At 40.1% G+C, this 21150-nt stretch carries 20 protein-coding genes; 1 reads left to right on the forward strand and 19 read right to left on the reverse strand.

All coding sequences use genetic code 11. The features are described 5' to 3' along the window. Window positions 1-252: 252 nt before the first annotated feature. From R7P64_RS15515 to R7P64_RS15600, 18 genes are all read right to left on the reverse strand, one after another. Window positions 253-1773, reverse strand: coding sequence for an LPD25 domain-containing protein (locus tag R7P64_RS15515; RefSeq protein ID WP_139364687.1), 1521 nt, complete (start codon window positions 1771-1773; stop codon window positions 253-255). Window positions 1774-2464: 691 nt separating this feature from the next. After that, window positions 2465-2896 carry a hypothetical protein gene (locus R7P64_RS15520; RefSeq protein WP_025636572.1) on the reverse strand — a complete coding sequence of 144 codons (432 nt, stop codon included), beginning with the start codon at window positions 2894-2896 and terminating at the stop codon, window positions 2465-2467. A 184-nt stretch (window positions 2897-3080) separates the two neighbouring features. Beyond that, window positions 3081-3212 carry a hypothetical protein gene (locus R7P64_RS15525; RefSeq protein ID WP_254919935.1) on the reverse strand — a complete coding sequence of 44 codons (132 nt, stop codon included), beginning with the start codon at window positions 3210-3212 and terminating at the stop codon, window positions 3081-3083. Between the two features lie 88 nt (window positions 3213-3300). Continuing rightward, the gene (locus R7P64_RS15530) at window positions 3301-4491 is read right to left on the reverse strand and encodes a class I SAM-dependent methyltransferase (protein WP_054575002.1); all 1191 of its coding nucleotides are present in this window, start codon (window positions 4489-4491) and stop codon (window positions 3301-3303) included. Between the two features lie 502 nt (window positions 4492-4993). Then, the gene (locus R7P64_RS15535) at window positions 4994-5428 is read right to left on the reverse strand and encodes a hypothetical protein (RefSeq protein ID WP_078535620.1); all 435 of its coding nucleotides are present in this window, start codon (window positions 5426-5428) and stop codon (window positions 4994-4996) included. A 26-nt stretch (window positions 5429-5454) separates the two neighbouring features. After that, entirely contained in the window at window positions 5455-5847 is a 393-nt protein-coding gene (locus tag R7P64_RS15540) for a hypothetical protein (RefSeq protein WP_042776621.1), read from the reverse strand. 464 nt (window positions 5848-6311) lie between these two features. After that, on the reverse strand, window positions 6312-6605 hold the full coding sequence (locus R7P64_RS15545) for a hypothetical protein (protein ID WP_025636768.1): 294 nt from the start codon (window positions 6603-6605) through the stop codon (window positions 6312-6314). Continuing rightward, a complete protein-coding gene (locus R7P64_RS15550; RefSeq protein WP_025636769.1) occupies window positions 6605-7249 on the reverse strand; it encodes a hypothetical protein in 645 nt (214 codons plus the stop codon). The genes R7P64_RS15545 and R7P64_RS15550 overlap by 1 nt, the downstream gene beginning before the upstream one ends. Before the next feature lie 440 nt (window positions 7250-7689). Further along, a complete protein-coding gene (locus R7P64_RS15555; protein ID WP_213899636.1) occupies window positions 7690-8385 on the reverse strand; it encodes a hypothetical protein in 696 nt (231 codons plus the stop codon). Window positions 8386-8454: 69 nt separating this feature from the next. Further along, complete coding sequence (locus R7P64_RS15560; protein WP_042776734.1) at window positions 8455-8940, reverse strand: hypothetical protein; 486 nt, start codon at window positions 8938-8940, stop codon at window positions 8455-8457. 514 nt (window positions 8941-9454) lie between these two features. Continuing rightward, on the reverse strand, window positions 9455-10528 hold the full coding sequence (locus R7P64_RS15565; protein WP_025636739.1) for a hypothetical protein: 1074 nt from the start codon (window positions 10526-10528) through the stop codon (window positions 9455-9457). Window positions 10529-11012: 484 nt separating this feature from the next. Further along, complete coding sequence (locus tag R7P64_RS15570) at window positions 11013-12869, reverse strand: DNA cytosine methyltransferase (protein ID WP_054574999.1); 1857 nt, start codon at window positions 12867-12869, stop codon at window positions 11013-11015. A 623-nt stretch (window positions 12870-13492) separates the two neighbouring features. Further along, entirely contained in the window at window positions 13493-14074 is a 582-nt protein-coding gene (locus R7P64_RS15575; protein WP_054574998.1) for a DUF2913 family protein, read from the reverse strand. 299 nt (window positions 14075-14373) lie between these two features. Beyond that, window positions 14374-14637, reverse strand: coding sequence for a hypothetical protein (locus R7P64_RS15580; RefSeq protein WP_025633930.1), 264 nt, complete (start codon window positions 14635-14637; stop codon window positions 14374-14376). Then, window positions 14630-14803, reverse strand: a complete 174-nt coding sequence (locus tag R7P64_RS15585; RefSeq protein ID WP_155486753.1) for a hypothetical protein — start codon at window positions 14801-14803, stop codon at window positions 14630-14632. Before R7P64_RS15585 ends, R7P64_RS15580 begins: the two co-directional genes overlap by 8 nt. Before the next feature lie 255 nt (window positions 14804-15058). Next, window positions 15059-15376: a hypothetical protein gene (locus R7P64_RS15590; RefSeq protein ID WP_025633931.1), complete on the reverse strand. Its 318-nt coding sequence runs from the start codon at window positions 15374-15376 to the stop codon at window positions 15059-15061. An 18-nt stretch (window positions 15377-15394) separates the two neighbouring features. Then, a complete protein-coding gene (locus R7P64_RS15595; RefSeq protein WP_025633933.1) occupies window positions 15395-16114 on the reverse strand; it encodes a hypothetical protein in 720 nt (239 codons plus the stop codon). A gap of 215 nt (window positions 16115-16329) precedes the next feature. Continuing rightward, window positions 16330-17409 carry a hypothetical protein gene (locus R7P64_RS15600; protein WP_025633934.1) on the reverse strand — a complete coding sequence of 360 codons (1080 nt, stop codon included), beginning with the start codon at window positions 17407-17409 and terminating at the stop codon, window positions 16330-16332. A gap of 742 nt (window positions 17410-18151) precedes the next feature. Between R7P64_RS15600 and R7P64_RS15605 the strand changes: the two genes are divergently transcribed. Continuing rightward, on the forward strand, window positions 18152-19162 hold the full coding sequence (locus tag R7P64_RS15605; protein WP_158083951.1) for a RepB family plasmid replication initiator protein: 1011 nt from the start codon (window positions 18152-18154) through the stop codon (window positions 19160-19162). A gap of 1121 nt (window positions 19163-20283) precedes the next feature. Here R7P64_RS15605 and R7P64_RS15610 read toward each other — a convergent pair. Continuing rightward, a complete protein-coding gene (locus tag R7P64_RS15610) occupies window positions 20284-21048 on the reverse strand; it encodes a hypothetical protein (protein WP_025633937.1) in 765 nt (254 codons plus the stop codon). Between the last annotated feature and the right edge of the window lie 102 nt (window positions 21049-21150).

Below are 21150 nucleotides of genomic sequence, written 5' to 3' on the forward strand. Positions count from 1 at the left end.
TATACCAGCAATCTTCCACTAATTGACTTTTGATTGCTCTTTCCCTTATGGGGGACACAGATAGAGTACAAGGAAAAATGTTTAGCCTTCACCACTTCTGTTAGGCATTGGCTTTTAAACCTTCGCTCGAGAATGTTCAGGCTGTCTTCTAAAGTATGCGAAAGAGGTTCAGGCTTTCTCTCTACTGCTGACCCACCTAAATTGTAATAATATAATTTCCACATAAAAAACAACCCAAAACCAATACCAGGTCTAATGTACATTCAAGCTAATGTTTGCTTCAAGTTCGAGTGTGAAAATCGTATCTTCATAGCTATAAACCACAGTGTTATTACTAACGATTGGTTCTGACATTAAGAACAACTCTGACATATCGAGAAATGACTGCTTATCTATCTGTTCCTGTGGAAAGCTACCCACCTGTACTGTGATAACCTTAGTAAATCCAATCCATTTCTTTACATCTTCATGTTGCTTTTTCTTATTGGCAATCATAGATTTGATGTAGCTACTTCCTTGCCCTTCCTTCACTTTTCCACTTTCGACGCTGACGACTTCGGCCTGATTAAGCTTGATAGGCTCCTTGGTAGAGTTGTCTTGCTGACCATTACTAGATGGCTCGTTAAGGCATGAGTAATCAGCCAACATACCAATGCATTTGAAGAAGCCATTTACATCCGAACGGTCAGTAAAATGAAAACCTGGGATAGCGCCATCAGATTTAAACTTTGAGTAATACCCATTGTTCTCCTTAGCCACTGAAAGCAACGACTTAAAAACATCAGGGCTTTGTTTTTCTTCGAAGTTCACCACGAAAACTAAATGGCCTTTTTTTGTGTGATGCATCACCTCAATTGGCTTGGCCTTCCCAACAATAGAGTTCTTAAGGTCTACTTCGGATTGATTACTACTGTTTTCTGTTTTCTTGCCAGTAACCTTCTTTTCTGGAATAGCTATTTCTCCATAAGGAACACTTGATTTTTTATCGTTCGTGTTGAGCACTATCTTCCTAATTTCTATACCGCAACGAATGTAATCTTTATTTGTCAGATAAAAGCCTCGTCCCATAGAATACTTTTCTCTGTGCTCTGTACTAAGCTCTTTGTCGGATAGGGCTGCGGTGTCTTGGTGGTTTAGCGCTGCTTTACGCATCTCAGAAAATAGATCACGGGTGTGCTTTGACCATGCCAGGATGATGGTTCTATTAGTTAGTGTTTCATAATAATCAGTATAAGGGTCTGATCTATCACTCATAGAGGTAAATTTGGCAACGATAACCGCCTGGGCATCTTCAGGGATAGATAAGTTGTCCTGGAAAGCCTCTACCGCTTTCCGATGTTCCATTATGCGCTTTTGCCTTTCTTCGTATGCTTTCTTTTCTTCCTCTTCCTTGCGCTTAGCTTCTTCGGCAATAATAGAGGAATAAAGTGCCTTGTTCTTGCTGTTGTCGATATCTTCTAAATCGACCTTAGTTAGAAAACCAAACTCAAGCAGCTCTTCTCGTGTCAATCGCTCCTTGAATTCTTCTACATACGATTTCAACTTCCCTAGGCGCTCTTTTATACTTTTGTCGCAACCACGACCCAGGCTTAGGTCAATATTGAAAATCGTGCCAGAATCGAAAGTTACCTTAACATCTGTCTTTTCATACCCTAGTTCGCATTTTGCAGCTACTTCATGAGCAAGTTGTTCAAAATCTTCGATAGAGTAATCTTTCTCTTCAAGCATTTTTGATTCAGAAAATAATACAGTAACTGAAATTGGTTTAATCATCGTTGCCCCCAAGCATCGGAAAAATAGATTAAGAATAAGTTGTTCTCTTAACTTAAAAACATTATAACTCACACCCTCAATAAATACCATATTAATACACTATAAATAGTAAAATATACTTAACTTTATTTATTGACTTTGGCCCGAACAAGGGCGTCACAATAGGGCTCGATAGAGGGTCAGCTTTTTAGGCGAAGCCGTTAAGAAAAGCGATACAAATGCTTTTTGCTCGCCGAAGGCGATTCATATGGCCACCAGCATTCTGCTAGGACGGTGACAACGGGGGTTGGTTGGCAATGTCCTAGCGCTGGTGGACAACAGCCTTGAGCGGCAGCACTTGGTGAGGAACGAGCCTTAGGGATGCAGGGGTAAGTCCGGCGGGTGGGCCTCGGTGGCGACTAGGGGGAACCCCTATTAGTGGAGAGAAAATTCATCTCAATATCTTGTTCACAGGACAAAAAAAACTCAGTGCTTAACACTGAGTTTTTTTGAGGGGTTTTGAAGTATCTCTACTACTTTTGGTTCAGATGATGAACCGTTGGTATTGAGGTATATTTCACGTTCTCATCGATTTGACCCACCGCGCTGACCGAGGGAGAAAGTACTGCTATTAATAAGAAAGCGATAATATTGTTACTCATAAGATTAGCTCCTAGTTGCCGAACGAAATAAAACTTTATACTGGTAATCCTCAAGAAACTTTAGCTCGAGGTCGAAGGCTTAAAATTCTCGTGTAAATAGCATATTTCTGTTTTGCCAAATCTTTAGTAGTAACATGTGAGCTCTTACCTAACTTAGGTTCTGTTTGACTGTCAGTGCCTAGCATTTCTTTTAACACTTCAAGCTCAGCCTCGAGGGTGTCATTTGATGAAATGTATCCAATATAGTTGAATACATCCTGGGAAGAGAAACTTAAGCCATCAGCTTTCTGGTGCTCATGCCGGGAGATATAGCAGCGCTTACCGTTAATGATATCGATATGATAAGCCTCTACAATGCGGTCACCGTATCCATCATCCCAGCCATTATCTTTGTTACGGCCATATAGCCGTGAATGTCTGTAATGAAACTTGAGAAATTGCTTCATTTCTTCAAAAGAAATGAGAATATTATTGTGTCTCATATTGCCCCCAAGCAATTGAATTTATTAACAAGCCATGTAAAGAGTATAACAAAACACGAATTAAAATACCACATTATAACATCTATGTTGTGGTATTTTTTCTATTACTCTGTTCGTCTTTAGTGAATTCCTGGGGTGACATGGCCCTTAAAAAATCTAAGGCCATGGCATTCTCAATTAACCACTAAATTTCTGTGCTGCCTATCCATTGCTCGCCTAGATAGACATCTGCATAATCGTATTCAAACTTAGAGCAGCACTCCTCTAAATCTTCGTAGGTCCAACCATCAGCTGGAGCTGGTACCAACTCCTTCAAGATAAAATTTTCCCCATAGCAATATAGATTAGATGCCTCTAGTCCAGTAATTAAACAGCTCTCGCCTTCTTTAGGTCTTGCTATACATTTAACACTCATTAGATTTACCTTTTGAAATCACTATTTTTACAGTCTTCACTTGTGTACCAGATTCGGAGAAAGTCCCTTCTTTACAACTAGTGACCGATGCGCCCAGCTCCTTCAGCCATTCTTGGAATTCTCTTTGAATTCTACGGGTCCCGTTAACCGCTCCATCACTTGCTATGGTAACTAAGCGGCCACCGATGTCTAAGTGATTGAACATCTTTCTTATATGCTTAATATCCTGGTGCTTATTGAATGGGGGGTTAGCCAAAATACGGTCGAACTTATTACCCTCAGGGTACTCCATAAAGTCCATACAGTGAGTTGCGTATCTATGATGCTTAAGCATGTCGAAGTTCTGAGGGTTCAGCTCGATAGCAACACCATTATCACTAATTCGAGCCATACGATTTGCACACCTACCATCGCCGCAACTAGGTTCCATCCATCTATGTTCAGGCCTGAGATCTAAGTCAATCATCATTTCATCTGCTAGAGTGTCCGGAGAGAAAAACATTTGGTATTTTTTCTTATCATTGAGCTCTTCTCCTTCGATAAGTTTCTTTTGTATATCAACTACGTTTCTATACTCGAAATGAAATGCACCTTTTTTGTATTTGCCTCCAGCCTTAAGTAATAAGTTCTTTATCGCTTTGTAGTGCTTCAGCTGCTTTTGAGGTAATACTAGTGTGTTGTCTATTGGTAGAAGCAATGACAGTTCATGTTCAATGGAGTGATCATCAGATTGCTCTTTCTCATTAAGTTTGTTGAAAAAGAAATGGTCATGTGCATGCTTGATTACAGTCAAAGTATCCTCACTGAGGAAGTGAATGTCTGGGTGGAAACCAAGAGCGTTCAAAAAATTGGCTTTATCAATGATCTTATTGCCTGTTACCTGGCGAGTATCGCACTCATTTCTCTCCAGCCATTGGTAATAGAAAGTGTCTTCTAAGGGTGCCGACATTTTCATATTGTTGATAATGAACTGACTCTTTAAGCAATTGGGCTTTATATCACTGTGAACAACTACTGCTCTTGAGGGACGACTAGCACCAAATTTTTTTTTGTATTCCGCACTACTAGGGGTGTCTAGAAGTACGGAAGAACCGCAGTCATAAAGCACCTCAACATTTCCTAATGATTGTGAAAGAATGAATGACAGACCTTGTTCGTCTATAACTGTTGTAATTTCCATAATGCCCCCAAGCAATATATCTAGTTGATTAACTGGTAATAATTATATCTAACCCTATAGACAAATACCATATTTAAACACTAAATAAAGTAAAATATAATTAACTAATTACATTGACTTTGCCCCGGACAAAGGCGTCACAATAGGGCTCGATAGAGGGTCAGCTTTTTAGGCGAAGCCGTTAAGAAAAGCGATACAAATGCTTCTAGCTCGCCGAAGGCGAATCATATGGCCACCAGCATTCTGCTAGGACGGTGACAACGGGGTTTTGTTGGCATCGTACTAGCGCTGGTGGACAACAGCCATGAGCGGCAATACTTGGCGAGGAACGAGACTTAGTAATGCAGGGGTAAGTCCGGCGGGTGGGCCTCGGTGGCGACTAGGGGGAACCCCCTATTAGTGGAGAGCAATTTTAAGTTTCTATTTTAGTTCTATGAATTCATTAACACGAGAGACAAAAAAAACCCCGACAATATTGCCGGGGCTGGTCGCTTGGGGAGCGTTAATCCCTGGTAGGTTCTGAGTCTAATGCTTTAACATAAACAGCATCAGCAACACCGTTTTCACACATTGAAGTAGCTGAAAAATTGTCTTTTGTGGTTTGACTGTAAAGTTCACTGTGTTGCGAGTTACTGAGCCAGATCAGGCTGTTATCATCGTCCAAACCTAAAAATCCTTTGGTTGGTGAGTAGATACGATAAAAAGAGCTCAGCTCATAGGTTTTAAATACCCTGCTATCTGGTAATGAGAACCAATAGCAGTCCCAATCTAAGTGAATATAGGCTTGCCTCTCTTGACACGGTTGTGAGAAACCTATCACTTTGTAGCCTTGCAGAACTAAGCCATAACCATTAACGACAATGACCTCCTCTCCAGAAGAAAACCTTGATTCGCACAATGGTATTGAAGTTAAGCTATTTTCAATATATTTCAGCATGGATATTCCTCTCTTACTCCTTGAGATTAAGCTGTTAAGCCAGTAAACAAATCTTGCTCTAGCTCTTTGGATGAGAACTGAAATCCTTGACTGATGTTGAATTCCCGGTCAGCTACCAAATCTACAAAAAAGTCATGAACATTTTCATTCTTACAACACTCTTTAATGTTCTGGGCTGCAATATAGGCTGCATGCTTAGGATTGATAGCACTGACAACGAAAGCTTTGCTCTCTGAAGAGCCAAATCGAACTGAAGTTAAAAACTCCGTATATTGGTCAAATTCATTGCCCCGCAAAACTACTTTAATTTCACTACCCTTTGAAGTCTCAAGTTTTACATAAGAGAATCCATCTTCTAGCACTTCAAGTAGTGCTCCCTTGCAACCTTTAAATGCACCTTCAGTTACGATAATTTTCATAAAGCCCCCAAGCCTTGAATATCAATCAACGATTAAAGCATTTCTGCCCCAATCCATAATAGCCATTATACCAAACAGACTGCTAAATACCACATAACAACACTAATTTCAGTTAAATATATTTAACTATATTGATTGACTTTTGGCCGGACAAAGGCGACACAATAGGGCTCGATAGAGGGTCAGCTTTTTAGGCGAAGCCGTTAAGAAAAGCGATAAAAGGCTTTTTGCTCGCCGAAGGCGATTCATATGGCCACCAGCATTCTGCTAGGACGGTGACAACGGGGGTTTGTTGGCAATGTCCTAGCGCTGGTGGACAACAGCCTTGAGCGGCAATACTTGGCGAGGAACGAGACTTAGTAATGCAGGGGTAAGTCCGGCGGGTGGGCCTCGGTGGCGACTAGGGGTATCCCCTATTAGTGGAGAGCAATTTAGCCACCGAGACGATGGCTAAATTCTATAGGTTAGGACCACTCAAAGATCGGCAATGATCGCTCTTCTCCTGCATCTGAATCTAACTCGACACACTTAAAACCCAATTGGGCTGCTTTCGAAAGGATAAAATTTAGCTCGTCAGAATATTCTTTACGGATATTTAAATCGTGTTGTGTATGCAATTTAATGAAATAGCCCGTATTTCGTTTTGCTACTAATGAAAATTCTTCCTTAGAGATTTCATCAAGGGCAACTACATCTCCTTCCTTTATATGGCCAGTGCTAAGCTCAACTGTTGTATATTGGTTGTTGATATCAAACATTAGCCTTCCCCTTGGTCTAAATTGATGTTCGAGTGTGAACAAATGACCATCCTAAATGCGCCCTTTGTTTTGAGCTCTATTACGTGGGAAAAGACTTCTTTCGCCTCAAAAAACAACTCATCTTTAAAATATCCTTTTTGATACGTACCTCGGAGTGTACGAAACCCATCAAACTCCGGTACTCCCTTAATTCCTCGGTCCGTATTAGAGCGAGCTGAAACAACGACTATGCCGCCCTCTTGACTACAGAGCTTAGCTAGGTTTTTCCAGACCTGTTTTCTGGGTAAAGGGGGCAATACATTGGTGCAATATCCACAATATACAAATGAGTAATGCGCTTTAAGAATGTCTAGATCAGGACAAAATGTGTAATCGTACTCTGCACACATACCTGATAAATCGTATATAGCTTGAGTGTCCTTACTTTCTTGTTCACGCCCTTTCGCATAGTTCAAAGCTGGGGCTGACACTAAATGAGGGAACTGTGAGAGAAACTGTTTTAATGGGGCACTAACAGATTTACGTGCGATTGAAGTTTTTGAGGAGACCTCGAACTCCTTCTTGATCTCTTCAGGTGTTTGATAAAAGGATTCTGATTCAAATTGTTCTGAAACGGGTACTAACTTTAATGCTAAATTTTCCATACTGCCCCCAAGCAATGTATATCATTGATTAACTGTTAATAATTATATCTAACCTCACACATAAATACCATATTAAAACACAAGTGATTGTTAAATATAATTAACTATATTTGTTGACTTTGGCCCGGACAAAGGGGCCACAATGGGGCTCGACAGAGGGAAAGCTTTTTAGGCGAAGCCGTTAAGAAAAGCGATACAAATGCTTTTTGCTCGCCGAAGGCGATTCTAATGGCCACCAGCATTCTGCTAGGACGGTGACAACGGGGGTTTGTTGGCAATGTCCTGGCGCTGGTGGACAGCAGCCTTGAGCGGCAGAACTTGGTGAGGGACGAGCCCTAGTGATGCAGGGGTAAGTCCGGCGGGTGGGCCTCGGTGGCGACTAGGGGGGACCCCTGTTAGTGGAGAGCGCTTGACTGGCCATAATGACCAGTCAAATTTTTCTACAGTATATATAAATCGTAGTAGCTAGCTTCTTCAGCTGTAAGCTTATACCCAGGCTCTACAGAGTGGGTAGATACGCGATCTTTACTACATTTAATGGCTTTAAGTGTGTTATTGATCTCACTGCAAGCATCAACAACAAACAGATCTGGGATAAAGCCATTCTTAAAAAAGCTTGTTTGTTTATTGCGGATCATCTTTAGGAAGACTGTTTCAATTTTAGGTGGTAGCCCGTAAACAAGTGCATGCCTTACAGTCATTAAATTTATGAACTCATGAAGTATTTCGTGGAATGTAAATCGACCTACTTGGTGTTCTGAGGATTCTGTAAAAGCGGTACACTTGTAAATCAGATTAGTAAGGAGATTACATGTAATGTAATCAACCTCTAAAAGTTGGCCTTTGCATTCAGATTTTTTGATTCCTAAATCTTGTACTTGATTGACCCACTCCAGGTAAGGGAGCACCGTATTTAAATCATCCAGTAAGTACCCAAGTTTGGTTTCGAATTCACGTACCTGTTTGTACCAGCATGCTTGCACCTTGTCGGAATTTCCATATTTGCTCTGAATAGGTTGGGTTCGGATGCTTCTAAGACGTTTGCCTTGAATAGCATTTACGCACTTGAATGCTAGTGTAAGTGCTTTTTTTACTTGTACCTTCTTTTCTTCGTTGATCTTTACGATTCTGTCCATACTGCCCCCAAGCAACTTTTTAAAAAAGAGGGCCATTGAGCCCTCTATACACGTTAGATTTACCGATTACTATTCTTGACGGAACGGATCAATTACAAAGCCAAGCGCGTCTAGGGGTTGGCTATTGTATGCAGTAAGTGCTTCGCGACCTAAATCCAGTTCGTATCCAGAGCCAACAAAGTCATCACCTACAAAGCCACAAATAACATTGTTTGAGATACCTTCGATACCTTCCCAAGCTCTCCCGGTCCAATATTGCGATTCGACAATCCAAACACCTTCACGATGAACACGCACTCTAAAAGCACTTTCACTTCGCTTAAGTTCTTCTTTACTTATATCGATGTTCACATCAGGATCAAATAGGTCACCAGATAGAGCTTTTAAATCTACATACTGGTCTTCTTGTTTAATGAATCGGATTTTCCCTAATCGAACAGCTAGGGCTACTTTGTCTATTTCGCCGTTTCTCTCCGTGGATGTTTCAGTCTTTTCGGGTGTTAGCTGATTAAGTAATGAAATGACTACTTTCTTATCGAATGATGAAATCTTCATATTGCCCCCAAGCAATTGTTTTAAAATAGATAGTTACATAAGCAACTAAGGAAATTATACTAAAACACGCTCTAAAATACCACATTAAAACATAAAATATAGTTAAGTATATTTAACTATATTGGTTGACTTTACCCCGGACAAAGGCGATACAATGGGGCTCGACAGAGGGACAGCTTTTTAGGCGAAGCCGTTAAGAAAAGCGATACAAATGCTTTTAGCTCGCCGAAGGCGATTCATGTGGCCACCAGCTTTCTGCTAGGACGGTGACAACGGGGGTTTGTTGGCATCGTACTAGCGCTGGTGGACAACAGCCTTGAGCGGCAGAACTTGGTGAGGGACGAGCCCTAGTGATGCTGGGGTAAGTCCGGCGGGTGGGCCTCGGTGGCGACTAGGGGTATCCCCTATTAGTGGAGAGAAATTTTCTTGCAAGGTCTCTATTTCTTTTATTGAATTTATACGGACAAAAAAAAGCCCCTGCTTTGTAAGCAAGGGCTTTTCGCTTGGGGAGCGTTTAATCAAATGTTTGAGGATCTAGCTGTTCAAGAAATGGTACTACGTCTCTCTTAAATACCGCCTCAGCATTCACAGTATGAGCGCGAACCCATGCATTATTTCGGGTTGGTGAGAATTTGAAGCTAAACTTTCTTAGTCTTTGGGTAACCTCTTTCGGTGGCCTACCACCTAACCAAATACCAATGCGCCCATCAATAACCCCGTGCTTAATTCCATTTTCTAATTCACCTTCTAATGAGTTTGAATTTCGACTTTCTTCGACTCGCTCTGCTTCGACTAAACGTTGTTTTAATCGTCGGATATTAGCATTTGAGTTTGCTAAGCTAAATCGTCCCCAAGTGTTTACTATTGGATTTGGCTCCAAAAACGTTTTAAGGAGGTTTTGAGGTATACCACGTTCAAGCATCTTGTTTTCAAGTACAGCAGCACTATTATCTGTAAGCTCTCCATTTTCAGACGCTTTATATGCAGCTGGCACTAAACGATTAGCTATTTTCATGTAGCCATGCATTGTTTCCGCTTCACTAATTTTAATTCTTAATTGCTCAACCGGGTTATCTGATGACATTTTGACAACTGAACCATCCCCATCGGGGAACAGTTTCTTTGCAATGGCTTTTAAGGCTCTCTGAGGATAATCTGCATATTGATTAAGCTTATCCCTACTATTCTTATTGGCCTTTTCTGCTTTCGCCACAGGGAATCTCGCTGGCCCTGTTACATGCCATGAGATACATTTGGACTCTGCACTTATGTACTCATCGAAGTAGCGTTTTAACTTTCTTTGAAATTCTTCAAACTCAATTTCAACAATTTCTTCCACTGAACAATTAAACGCCTTCGATGGTGCGCTTTCCGAAGTGGACTTGATCAGCTCATGAAGTGAAATTTTGAATGTCCGTAATGCGTTGCAGTAGTCAACTACTGCTTGAGCGGCGTGACGCTCAGGAAATTGAGATTGGCCATTAAAAGCTCGCTCAATTGATGAAGGATCAAGCTGGCTCTTATATTCAAGCAGGTCCTTGTCTTCTCCAATGTATTCCTCGATTTTTTTATTAACTAAATTTTGCATCTGTAGCCCCCAAGCTATCTATGTTTAACAAATGATTTGACGTATTTATTTGATGTGTTAATTATACTAACAACCCCCAATAAATACCATATTAAAACACAAATAAATGTTAAATATAATTAACTATTTAGATTGACTCTGGCCTGGACAAAGGGACCACAATGGGGCTCGACAGAGGGAAAGCTTTTTAGGCGAAGCCGTTAAGAAAAGCGATACAAATGCTTTTAGCTCGCCGAAGGCGAATCATATGGCCACCAGCATTCTGCTAGGACGGTGACAACGGGGGTTTGTTGGCATCGTACTAGCGCTGGTGGACAACAGCCATGAGCGGCAATACTTGGCGAGGAACGAGACTTAGTAATGCAAGGGGTAAGTCCGGCGGGTGGGCCTCGGTGGCGACTAGGGGGAACCCCTGTTAGTGGAGAGAAATTCATAACCAGCAATAAAAAAGAGCTCTATTGCAGGTCGATATTCTATTTAGATTCTATACCGCCATTCGCTCGTATTGTGTGTTTAACACATTGTTAAGCCACTTACCAACCCATTCACCAACCCAACAAAAGGCCGAGTAAATCACCGACTGGCCCAAACATTCGTGGGCTAGTCCTACGGTCAGATCGCGAACGAACGATTCTGGTATTTGCTTGCACTTGGCATGTTCAACAGTTGTAAATAACCTAGCTAATTTACCATTGCTATGGATTAGAAATGGATCGGTAGATCGACACTTTTGGTATGATTTGGTTATGCACCCTACCTTTGTAGCAGTAGGCTTAAGCCACTGGAGTCGAAAGCCTTTCTTTTGAGCAATGTCTCTCTTTTCCTTTTCCACTAAATATGTATAGGGCTTATAGCTTTCATGAGTTTCAGGTATATCATCGAGTACATCAGCTAAGCAGCTATATTTATAAGTTGTCCTTACCTTTTGGGGCATAAAGTCCTTTAAACCCTCTTTGAAGGAGCTGCAGTATCCAATACCACAAAGCCTCTTTCTATCTTCAAGTGCACCAAACTGAGAACCTGCTAATGTCATATTTATAAAGTTGTACCCAAACACTTTACTAAACGTATCTACGATAACAGCGTATGAGTTTGATTTAGTAAATGAAGTAACATTCTCAAAAACAGAAATAATTGGATTCGTTATCGACTGCCAGTGCAAGAAATCGATAAAACACCCGCCTGTATTTTTGTGTGCTTCTGCAAATTTATTTCCGTTCTTAGATCTACCGCTTATGGAACTCCCTTCGCAAGGCAGCGATCCTGAATTGACTTCCGTTCTAACACCACCTCTGGACAAATCAACACTCTCCAATCGCATATTTAATCCGTATTGCTCTTCCGGTGCCTCCCCAGCCCACACAGGATTATTTTGCAGACATGCATTGAAGTACCTTTCACTCGATTCGACAATTACCTTTACGAAAGTAGAAAGGTTACTACGCTTAAGTCCATCGGAAATACTTGAGCACAATACCCCTATACCATTAAATATATCTGAAGTGGATAAAGGTATATTCGCTTTGTACTTTGACATAGCTCTCTGAACACGCTCTTTTTGTTTTAGATTCCTCCAAGTCTTTATCACTCTATCGAGACATAACTTCTTGATAAGTGAAGCCGGAGTTAGTTCAACAGAAGCAGAACCAAGCTCAGCCCCTGAGATATTTTTAGATAAGTAACCATTCAATTCATCACTTTTTACGTACCCCATATTTTTCATAGTATGGGAAAATGCGGCTTCAAGAGGTTCTGTCCACTGTGTATCTATAAAAATTGCAGATGGTTGAAGTGTTTTGATGAAGGCAGTCATTAAGTAAAAGTAACAATTAGCCTCTGGCGCACCTTGTAAGCTAATCACTTCAGCCTTGATGCTACTCTTCTTTAGATCAAACAGCTCTATTGGCGAGTTGTATTCCAACTCGTTAGAAAGGAGTACCAAATTAGAATTAAAGCTGAATACGGCATGGTTTAATGGCTTAAGATTTCTCGTCATATCCTTAAACCTCAGCTCTCTGTCATGAATCTCTTGGACTGAATGCAATTCGACAATTCGGATTTCACCATCTTTGATGTAGGCTTTTACATGGTCTCCGAAAATATCTAAATCAGCGTGCTTTAAGTCAATGACAGGTCGCTCTTTACCGTTTCGTCTTGAGTTGGTCACTTGTCGAGAGCCGAAACGATCAATAACTATTTTAATTTCTTTCTTTGTACGGTCAGACTTAAGCTGAAACTTAGCCCCTCCTTTAAAACCCGCCATTAGTAAATACTGCCCTTCGAAGAATACTCTTAGTTTATTTCTATGGAGAGAAACTTTCTTCTCTAATACCTTTATCATACTGCCCCCAAGCAATTGATCTCACTTGCCTTAACTATGTCATAATTATATAAAAAACAACAAATAGATACCACATTTAAACACTAACCTTTGTGAAATATAATTAACTTATTATCTGGACTTTGGGCCGGACAAAGGCGACACAATAGGGCTCGATAGAGGGTCAGCTTTTTAGGCGAAGCCGTTAAGAAAAGCGATACAAATGCTTTTAGCTCGCCGAAGGCGGATCATATGGCCACCAGCATTCTGCTAGGACGGTGACAATGGGGTTTTGTTGGCATCGTACTAGCGCTGGTGGATAACAGCCATGAGCGGCAATACTTGGCGAGGAACGAGACTTAGTAATGCAGGGGTAAGTCCGGCGGGTGGGCCTCGGTGGCGACTAGGGGGAACCCTGTTAGTGGAGAGCTTTCAAACCCATTAACTCCATTTGTTTGTGAGGAATAAAGTTTCGTTACTAAGCAATAAGTTTGATACTGAGTATTAAAGTTTTATACTTAATGGCAGCCATCAGAGTACGCCGCCATTTCTAAAACGTTTATGTCCAACTTAGAACTAGCTGGTGAAGCCAGTTCATGGAAGATAGAATGAGCGGGCGTTTAAATGATGGCTAGCCAGCTTTTTTAAGCTGGGTGTACTAAGATGTGGGCTTGATGTTTCTCGGTGTTCCACTCTTTCATTTCAGCAAGAAATAGGCCGTGAGCATTAATCGATTCAATTAATTCAGGTGCACGCTCTAGTTGGATAAGCATCGATAACGGGGTGAGTTGATTGTGTTCTTGGTCAAAACCGTGTTCGACTTGTTCCTCTAGCATATAAAGAATCCCAGGCTCCGCTTCACTACCCTCCTCAAACAGTCTTGATTCGATACCCTCTACGTCATAAAGGTGTACGAGTAGGTTATAAAGCTTTTCAGCACCGATGAGTTTTGTATGCTTCGATTGTGAATTAAGTTGATGCAGTTTCATTTCTAGGTTCCCACCTTTTTTTCTTGCTAAGCTGATCATCAGTTTGATGTCTTTTTTGATATTCGATAACGACTTATCGTTGAGCTTTGGCTTAAGGTACTTTATCAGTATGTCATTGCGTGATTTTACTGGAACAAAACGGGAAGATGCGGAAACCTGACACAGCAAATGAAGCAGGGCGTGGGTAATGACGTTGTGAAGGTTGTGGTAGTAGTCAAAGTCTCGTTTGATTTGCATAGCCAAGGTAGCGTTGTGGGTGGATTATAAGAATATTGGGGCTGGGCGTTTTAAATCAACCTTAATAATGAGTTCGGGAGTAGTTTCCCAGACATAGAGTTGTTCATGGATTGCTAATGTTTGATTTTCCGAAAATGATAATTGTCCAGAAACGTATTTGAATGGGACCGCTCAATCTGTGGATGCTCAAGACAACCAGCATGAAACTTTATTCCTCTCCTACACCAATACATCCCAGACCAATTAATAAACCAGGTCATCATATTGCATGATATGGGGCCTATTTTTTTATCTAAGGTTCACCTTTTACGATGAAGCCTTTCGTTGGCCTTTTTGTGCTTTTGATAGCAACCCATCGAATCTGTGCCGCTAAACATAGCCTTCCTGCGTCGTTCGTAAGCACTACTAGGATTTGAGTTACCTTTCTTCTCTTTTCGTTGTTCACTTGATAGAAACCTGTTAAGTGCTTCATCAAATGAAGATGTATCACTCTTAAATGCCCATCTCACTGCTAACAAAAAACCTGCAACCAATAATGTGCCTAGAAGTACTTTCTCACTCATTTGGTGACTCTTCTGTTGAGCTCTTACTATCTGTTGTCAACGTTCCAATTAACTCATCATCAACTGGACATTCATTGCATCGGTTCAGACACTGTTCTTTAACAGGGACTGACACACTACAAAGTTCATCATTGCTCTGTTCTATAAGTGTTTCAAGACGACTCATTATTTCCTTCCTATAGTTAGGCATTAAGCGATTGTGATTATAGAAAATTCATCCATTTCCTAAATTTACTGAGACAAAAGGTCATGACAGTTTGAGCAAACACCTTGCTGTTTTTCTCTATCCACTTTTAGCCAATAACATGCCTGGGAGTTCTCAAAACATGCATTATTATCACTACACCCGCAGCCAATGCAGACAGCTTCTTTAGGCTCAGGTCGAATATTATAAATAGATAAATCTACCATGCTTTCCCCTTTAATCATTTGTCTTAACGAAAGGGTCGGGACAATCATCTAAATCAACAAAGTGTCTGTCTGCGATTTCTTCTATCTTCGGATACTCTTCTATGAGATCGAAAACCGACCTACCTTTGAGGTCATAGTCGAACTGAATTCCAGCTCTGAACCAATAATCGATCTGTCTATTCAAGCAGTTCTTTGCTGTAGATTTAGTTGGCTTTTTAAGTAGTTCCTCTAAATCTTCAGAGTCAACATAACCACCCGTCATGTCTTCAGCACAGCCAACTTTTTTAAACAAATACTCCCAGTCGGCGTACAATTCTTCGTATGTCATTGGTGAATCTTCTCCTGGTTAAATAGACTTCATGTTCTTGCGTCGTTTAATTGCATCAACCTCACGATTGTAAGCCTCTAAAGGCTCAAGTAAATGAGCATATAGCTTTTCATTTTTGATGTACTCATCATGATTTATTAGTGCCTTAAGTTGTGCTACGGACTCTTTAATTGGCACTCGTACTACCCAAGAGTCTGTTTCAAAAGAGAATTGCCATGCTCTTTTAAAATAATTTTCGAAAGCGTTTAGAGCCTTACTTCTCATAGTCCAAACATTACGCCTTCTTAATGCGTGATCACTCTCTAAATAGTGATTAGCAATATTATCGTTAATGTCTATCTCCCAACTCTCAGGATCTAAAACAGAACTAGTAAAGTGAGCGACCGTCACCCATAGGCACAGCTGTTCTCGTGTAAAAGTATCCGGATTGGAATTAAGCGAATCTAATACCTCAATAGCATATTTTTTCGCTTGTTTATTGATGTTTGCTAACTCTTGAGCCTTACGTTTTTCGATACGGGCTTTCTTCTCTTTAATTTTGGTAAACTTTTCTTTTGCTTTACTCAAAGCCTTTGCTGCGACTTTCATCGCTTCAATTTCTTCGAGTTCAAACAAGTCTCTAGAGAATGGGTCTTCGACTACTTCTTTTAGAAGTCCATTTGATAGCTTTGTTAGAGCTGTTTGCTTTTTGCGGGTACGTTCGGATGTCCAGTGCTTTGTGAAGTCTAAATCTGACAAAATGTTTCCCTCTGAGTGCTGATTTATTAATTAGTGTCAAACGTTAAATCAAGTCGAAGTGTTTCTGATTAACTTCTATACCCATGCCTAGTTTCTATCCAGTACATACAGCTAAAATCTAGCGCTATGACCTTGTAAGTGCGACAGGGAGCAAAGGGAATCCGAGTTAATGTGTTTAGTTAGTGGAAGCATTAATCGGAATCCCCGAAAATCAACTAAAGCACGTTCGAAAATGCAGATGTATATTGAAACTCATAACCCATATCTTCGAGTTTCCATAGTAAGTCTCTATAAAACCCCCTTAGAGTGTCCAGAAGCTCATATAGAGCTGACGATCCTTTATATTTATAGTCCTTGTCCGTATCTACAGCTAAACGATGACAAAGAGTGGATAAACCATCTAAAGAACTCAGAATGTAACCGGTATTAACTAGTTCAAGTGCACTGCTTATAGTTTGTCGAGTAGATTCTGACTGAGAGCTTGCTTTATACATTGTCGCCAGCTCATCAAAGTACTGCTTACCATCCCAATACTTAACAGCTATTTCTTCTAAAGAGATTGGTTTAAATTGGCAAAATACATCAAGCATTGAACACGCCTTTAGAGCTTCAACCTTCTTGAGTGTATCTTCTAAGCCGCATTCCAAGGTTAATGGAGCGAGTAATGAAAGGTACTTTCCATCTTTTGAAAGTGAGACCTCATCCAGACTTAAATCGTCTAGCGCACCAATTATCGCACTTTGGTTTTCTTTTGGAACATCAGATATATCAAGTTGAACGAGGGTATGATCGTCTTGGTTGATAACATGAGCCTTAGATTGGTGAGACTGCACTTTCTCTAAAGTGAAGATATCCTGGGTTATGGGCAGTTGGATTAACAGATGTGTGTCTGATTTTGGTAACTCGCTAACTTTCAAACACCCATAAATGATATCCAATTGTTGTCGAGCGGATATTAATTTAAGTTCAGTAGCATGAAAGAGCAAAATTGAAAACCTGGCAACCGAGAACTTGTCTAAGCACTTATTTCCACTTTCATACCATGATACCAAGAAGTTCGTTATGTTTAGAATGAACTTGGCACGTGATTCTGGTTTTCCTATAGCTGATATAGCTACATCCAATTCCTTCTTAAATGATCCCATCTTAGCCTGGAACTTTAGGCCAGGCTCAATATCAAGTTCATCTACCATTTGAATTGCGCTGTTAATCACCTTATTCATACAGCCATAAGAGACTAGTAAATTTTTAGCGTAGTTTAGTTCTTCTCTACTTACAAAAGATCTTCTTTTCATTTTAGCCCCCAAGCTATTACATATATTTCAACGGGATAGAACCGTTAATTCCCCATTAGTATAACAGTAAATACCATATTATAACAGTTGTTTGTGTATGATTTTTTAACTTTCTTTGTTTATATGACATGATGGTTCTGGAGAGCCTCGGAAGATTAAACCCATTGTGTTCGTGCGTATGATCCTTAAACCAAATGGTTAATTAAATGAATGATCTAAAGATCGTCATTGAAAATTTAGGGCAAATGCAAGCTGAGAGCGCCTCTATGCTTATGATTGGACACAACCCGGTATATGTGTCTAAATAGAGCAAATTAGCTCATATAGCTCTACTGAGTGGCTTTTTGAGTTAACATGCAAAAAAAGAACTATTACTACTTCTTTGTTCTCCAAGATCGTCCCTTTACCCTTCTAACTGATTAATTTCTAGACACTATTTAATAATAATATTTTTATTGATCTTATTAAGATCTTTTTTAAGATCTTATTAGGGTGTTGATAACTTATCTATGTTTTTATAATTCAAGTAGTTAGGAATTCGTTTAAGATCATCTAGGACGAAACACTATTACATTTAGGAAGATTTGAAGATCGCTTAGGACGACTTACCGTGCCATCTAGGACGCTTTCGGTTGTGGATAAGTCTGTATAAGTATGTATAAGGTTGGTTTGCTTACTTACTGGCACATTTAAGCCTACAATGTTACATTTGGTACAATTTCTTATTGTGTGTATCAGTATCATGACCGAGAACAACAGCAAAAACGATCTTACTGTTAGACAAGCGAACGCTTTAACAACGGCAGCTTATAGCCTTACTCGTTATGAGAAGCGGCTTGTATACATGTGCCTCAAGCGGATTAATCAGGAAAACCCTACTCCCGAACATTTAAAAACAATGGAATATGGTCAGTATCCGATCACTATTTCTAACAAAGAGTTCATCGAATACTTCGAGATAGATGATGAGTCGAAGAAAAACCTATCAAGAGACATACAACGCGCAGCACAATCTTTACATGAGAAAAGTGTGGTTATCTATCTTCCTGATGAAGACAGCAAAGATGGTGAAAAAGCTTATGATGCTATCCACTGGACCACTAAACAGAGCTATCGTCCTAAACGAGGACATGTAGTGCTGTATTTGAATGCTGAGTTGATTAGTATCATTAACCAAACCACATCAAACTATACACAGCTGCTGATAGGTGAAGCAGGAAACTTATCTTCCGTTTATACCATGAGGCTTTATGAGGCTATCAATCAGTGGAAGAATTTAAGAAATAACCTAATTCTAGATGTTGATTGGATGCGCTCTAGGTGGCAACTGCCCTCTTCGTATGACAGAACTGCGGTTCTTAAGAAACGTTGGCTTAACCCAGCAATTGAAGAACTTAATAAGTTGCACATTTTCAAAAGTCTTTCCTACGAGGATGTTCGAAAAGGTACCAAGACTGTCGCATTTAAGTTTACCTGGGAGCTTTCTAAAAAGGCCCCAAGTAAACTATCCCTTGCAAGGTCAGCAATCAAAGCTATCAATGCCAACCTTCAACCAAAGCAGAGTGAAATGGTCGCATTGACTGAGCAGATTGGAGAACTATTGCTGAATGGTGAAGATATATCCCCTGCTGTCCTAAGCGCTATTAAGAAGTTTGGTGAAGAGTCAAAAGATGCTAAAGGTACATCAATGAAGAAATCAGATGACGTCATTGATGTAACCGACTATGAAATAGTCACAGATGATGAAGATTAGCTTCAACTAGCACACCAAAGAAGTAAATTTCCATCCAACTAGCACATTCAACAATCAAGTGTGCTAGTTCTGCCTCAAAATACCGTCCTAAGTGTCACCTTTACCAGATATTGCTGGTGGCTAAACCTCTCAATAACTGTGATCCAACTCCCTAATTGTTGTTTTTTATCCGTGATTGAAGTTGTTTTGTGGGTGATGAAGACCCAATTCCTTCTTTATAACCTGCTTTTTTGCTTCCTTTGAATGAAAACCCTGTAAATGAAGGTTAAGCTAATTTTTCAGAACTCCTTCTAACGTATTGAATTATAAGGATAGTATCTATTGCTTCTAGTTGGAGGGGTGACACTTAGGACGAAAGTAAGGGATCAATGAATATGCAATGCGTTTTTTTCTCTATTTTCGTCCTAGGTGTCACTGTTCTATGGCGATGTTTTAATCGGATTTTTTATAAGTATATGTATTTTAATTGTTTTTCTGTGTCAAGAGCGTGAGGGGTGACATTTAGGACGGTTTTAAAATGATACTTTAAGAAGCAACAATGTGTGTCCAGTACTCTATAGAATAAAGCTCAAACTTAATGATTATAACTGACTGAAAATAAAAGATATTTTATTTGTGCCTTAGGCTGATATAAAAAGCTACACACTGGAGTCATACTTTCTCTACGTTCGATATACAGTAAAGAGTGATAGGTGACATCTAGGACGAAAACATTCGTAGGGGTAAAATGGTTTAGCCCAGTTGGGAATTTAAGAAAAGCTAGTTACTATAGATATCATTGAATATATTTAAAGCATTGAAAATAAAGATAAAAATCTCTTCTCTGTGACATCTAGGACGTAAAGCCTACTTGAGTATAAGAAAGTAGAAAAGCATATCAATGAGTTAAATATATGCGGTGGCACTAGATAGAAAACTTTCGTCCTAGATGTCACACTTAGATAGAGGTGTTCTTCTATCTTATTGATTTACTATGGTCCAATAGTGTCTGGGGTGACATTTAGGACGAAAACTAACGCTTTAAGAAAACGTCCTTGATGTACCACTTGTATATTAAGACCTGGTACACCAAGGAAGGTTTGTTTGAGAGGCCCAGAAAAGCTTTTACAAACTCAAGCTATCTAGTAATAGTAGGTCTTCCCGGATGGAGGTCGAGTGCTTGTGGTACCACCATTTACAGTTTTGTATCTGGAACCGGAAGGTTTGTTGTAATGTGCCCACCCTCTATACCTTACTCTCCATGGATCATCTGCACCCATTGTGTAGTATCCCATGTCAGCAAACGCAGCACGAGTTAAGCTTACTCTACAGCTAGGTGTAGCAGTTGATGTCACTGGCCCGGAAATTTCAAATAAACCAGCATTAGCGATTTCATCAGTGAGATTGTATATTTTACTATGATCAGTGATGGCTATTTTTGTGATCCCTTTGGTTTCCAGGTTATATGTTACAAGGAAATCAATGTTCGACGAGTTAGGCCAATATGAACCATAAGATGAGCTAAAGTACCCACTTGCTTTGCTGTCCATTGCGCTTTTAGCTCTTTTTGGAGAAAAACATGCTCCCCTTGCGACATTCACAGAAGCACATCCACAGTTAATAGTAATATCTACTGCCTCATCTTCATCCTCTCCAGGTTTGGGGATCTCAAAGTCCCCTACTGGATCATCTGGGACGGTTGGGAGCTCAACGATTGTTTCGTCAGAGATGTTTCTGGAGCCTAAAGTATCATCCAAGCCAACTGCACTTGTTTGGTTCATGTGTGAAGGAACCTTAATAACTTTATTGTAGCTCCCTGCATTGTGTGGTGCTTTGATTGAAGCAATTACAGAGGGGGCGGAAACCGCTAAAGCAATCCCCACTGTAATGAGATTAATGTTATTCATTGCAATCTACCATTGTCATTTATGGATAAAAAGCAATATAGGCCTTGAGCGAATTACAATCAACTTTAGTTTTCGAACTAAGGAAATTGGTTCACGGTTTCT

Origin of the sequence: Vibrio sp. 2304, assembly GCF_033339475.1 — a bacterium.
GTDB classification, from domain to species: domain Bacteria; phylum Pseudomonadota; class Gammaproteobacteria; order Enterobacterales; family Vibrionaceae; genus Vibrio; species Vibrio alginolyticus.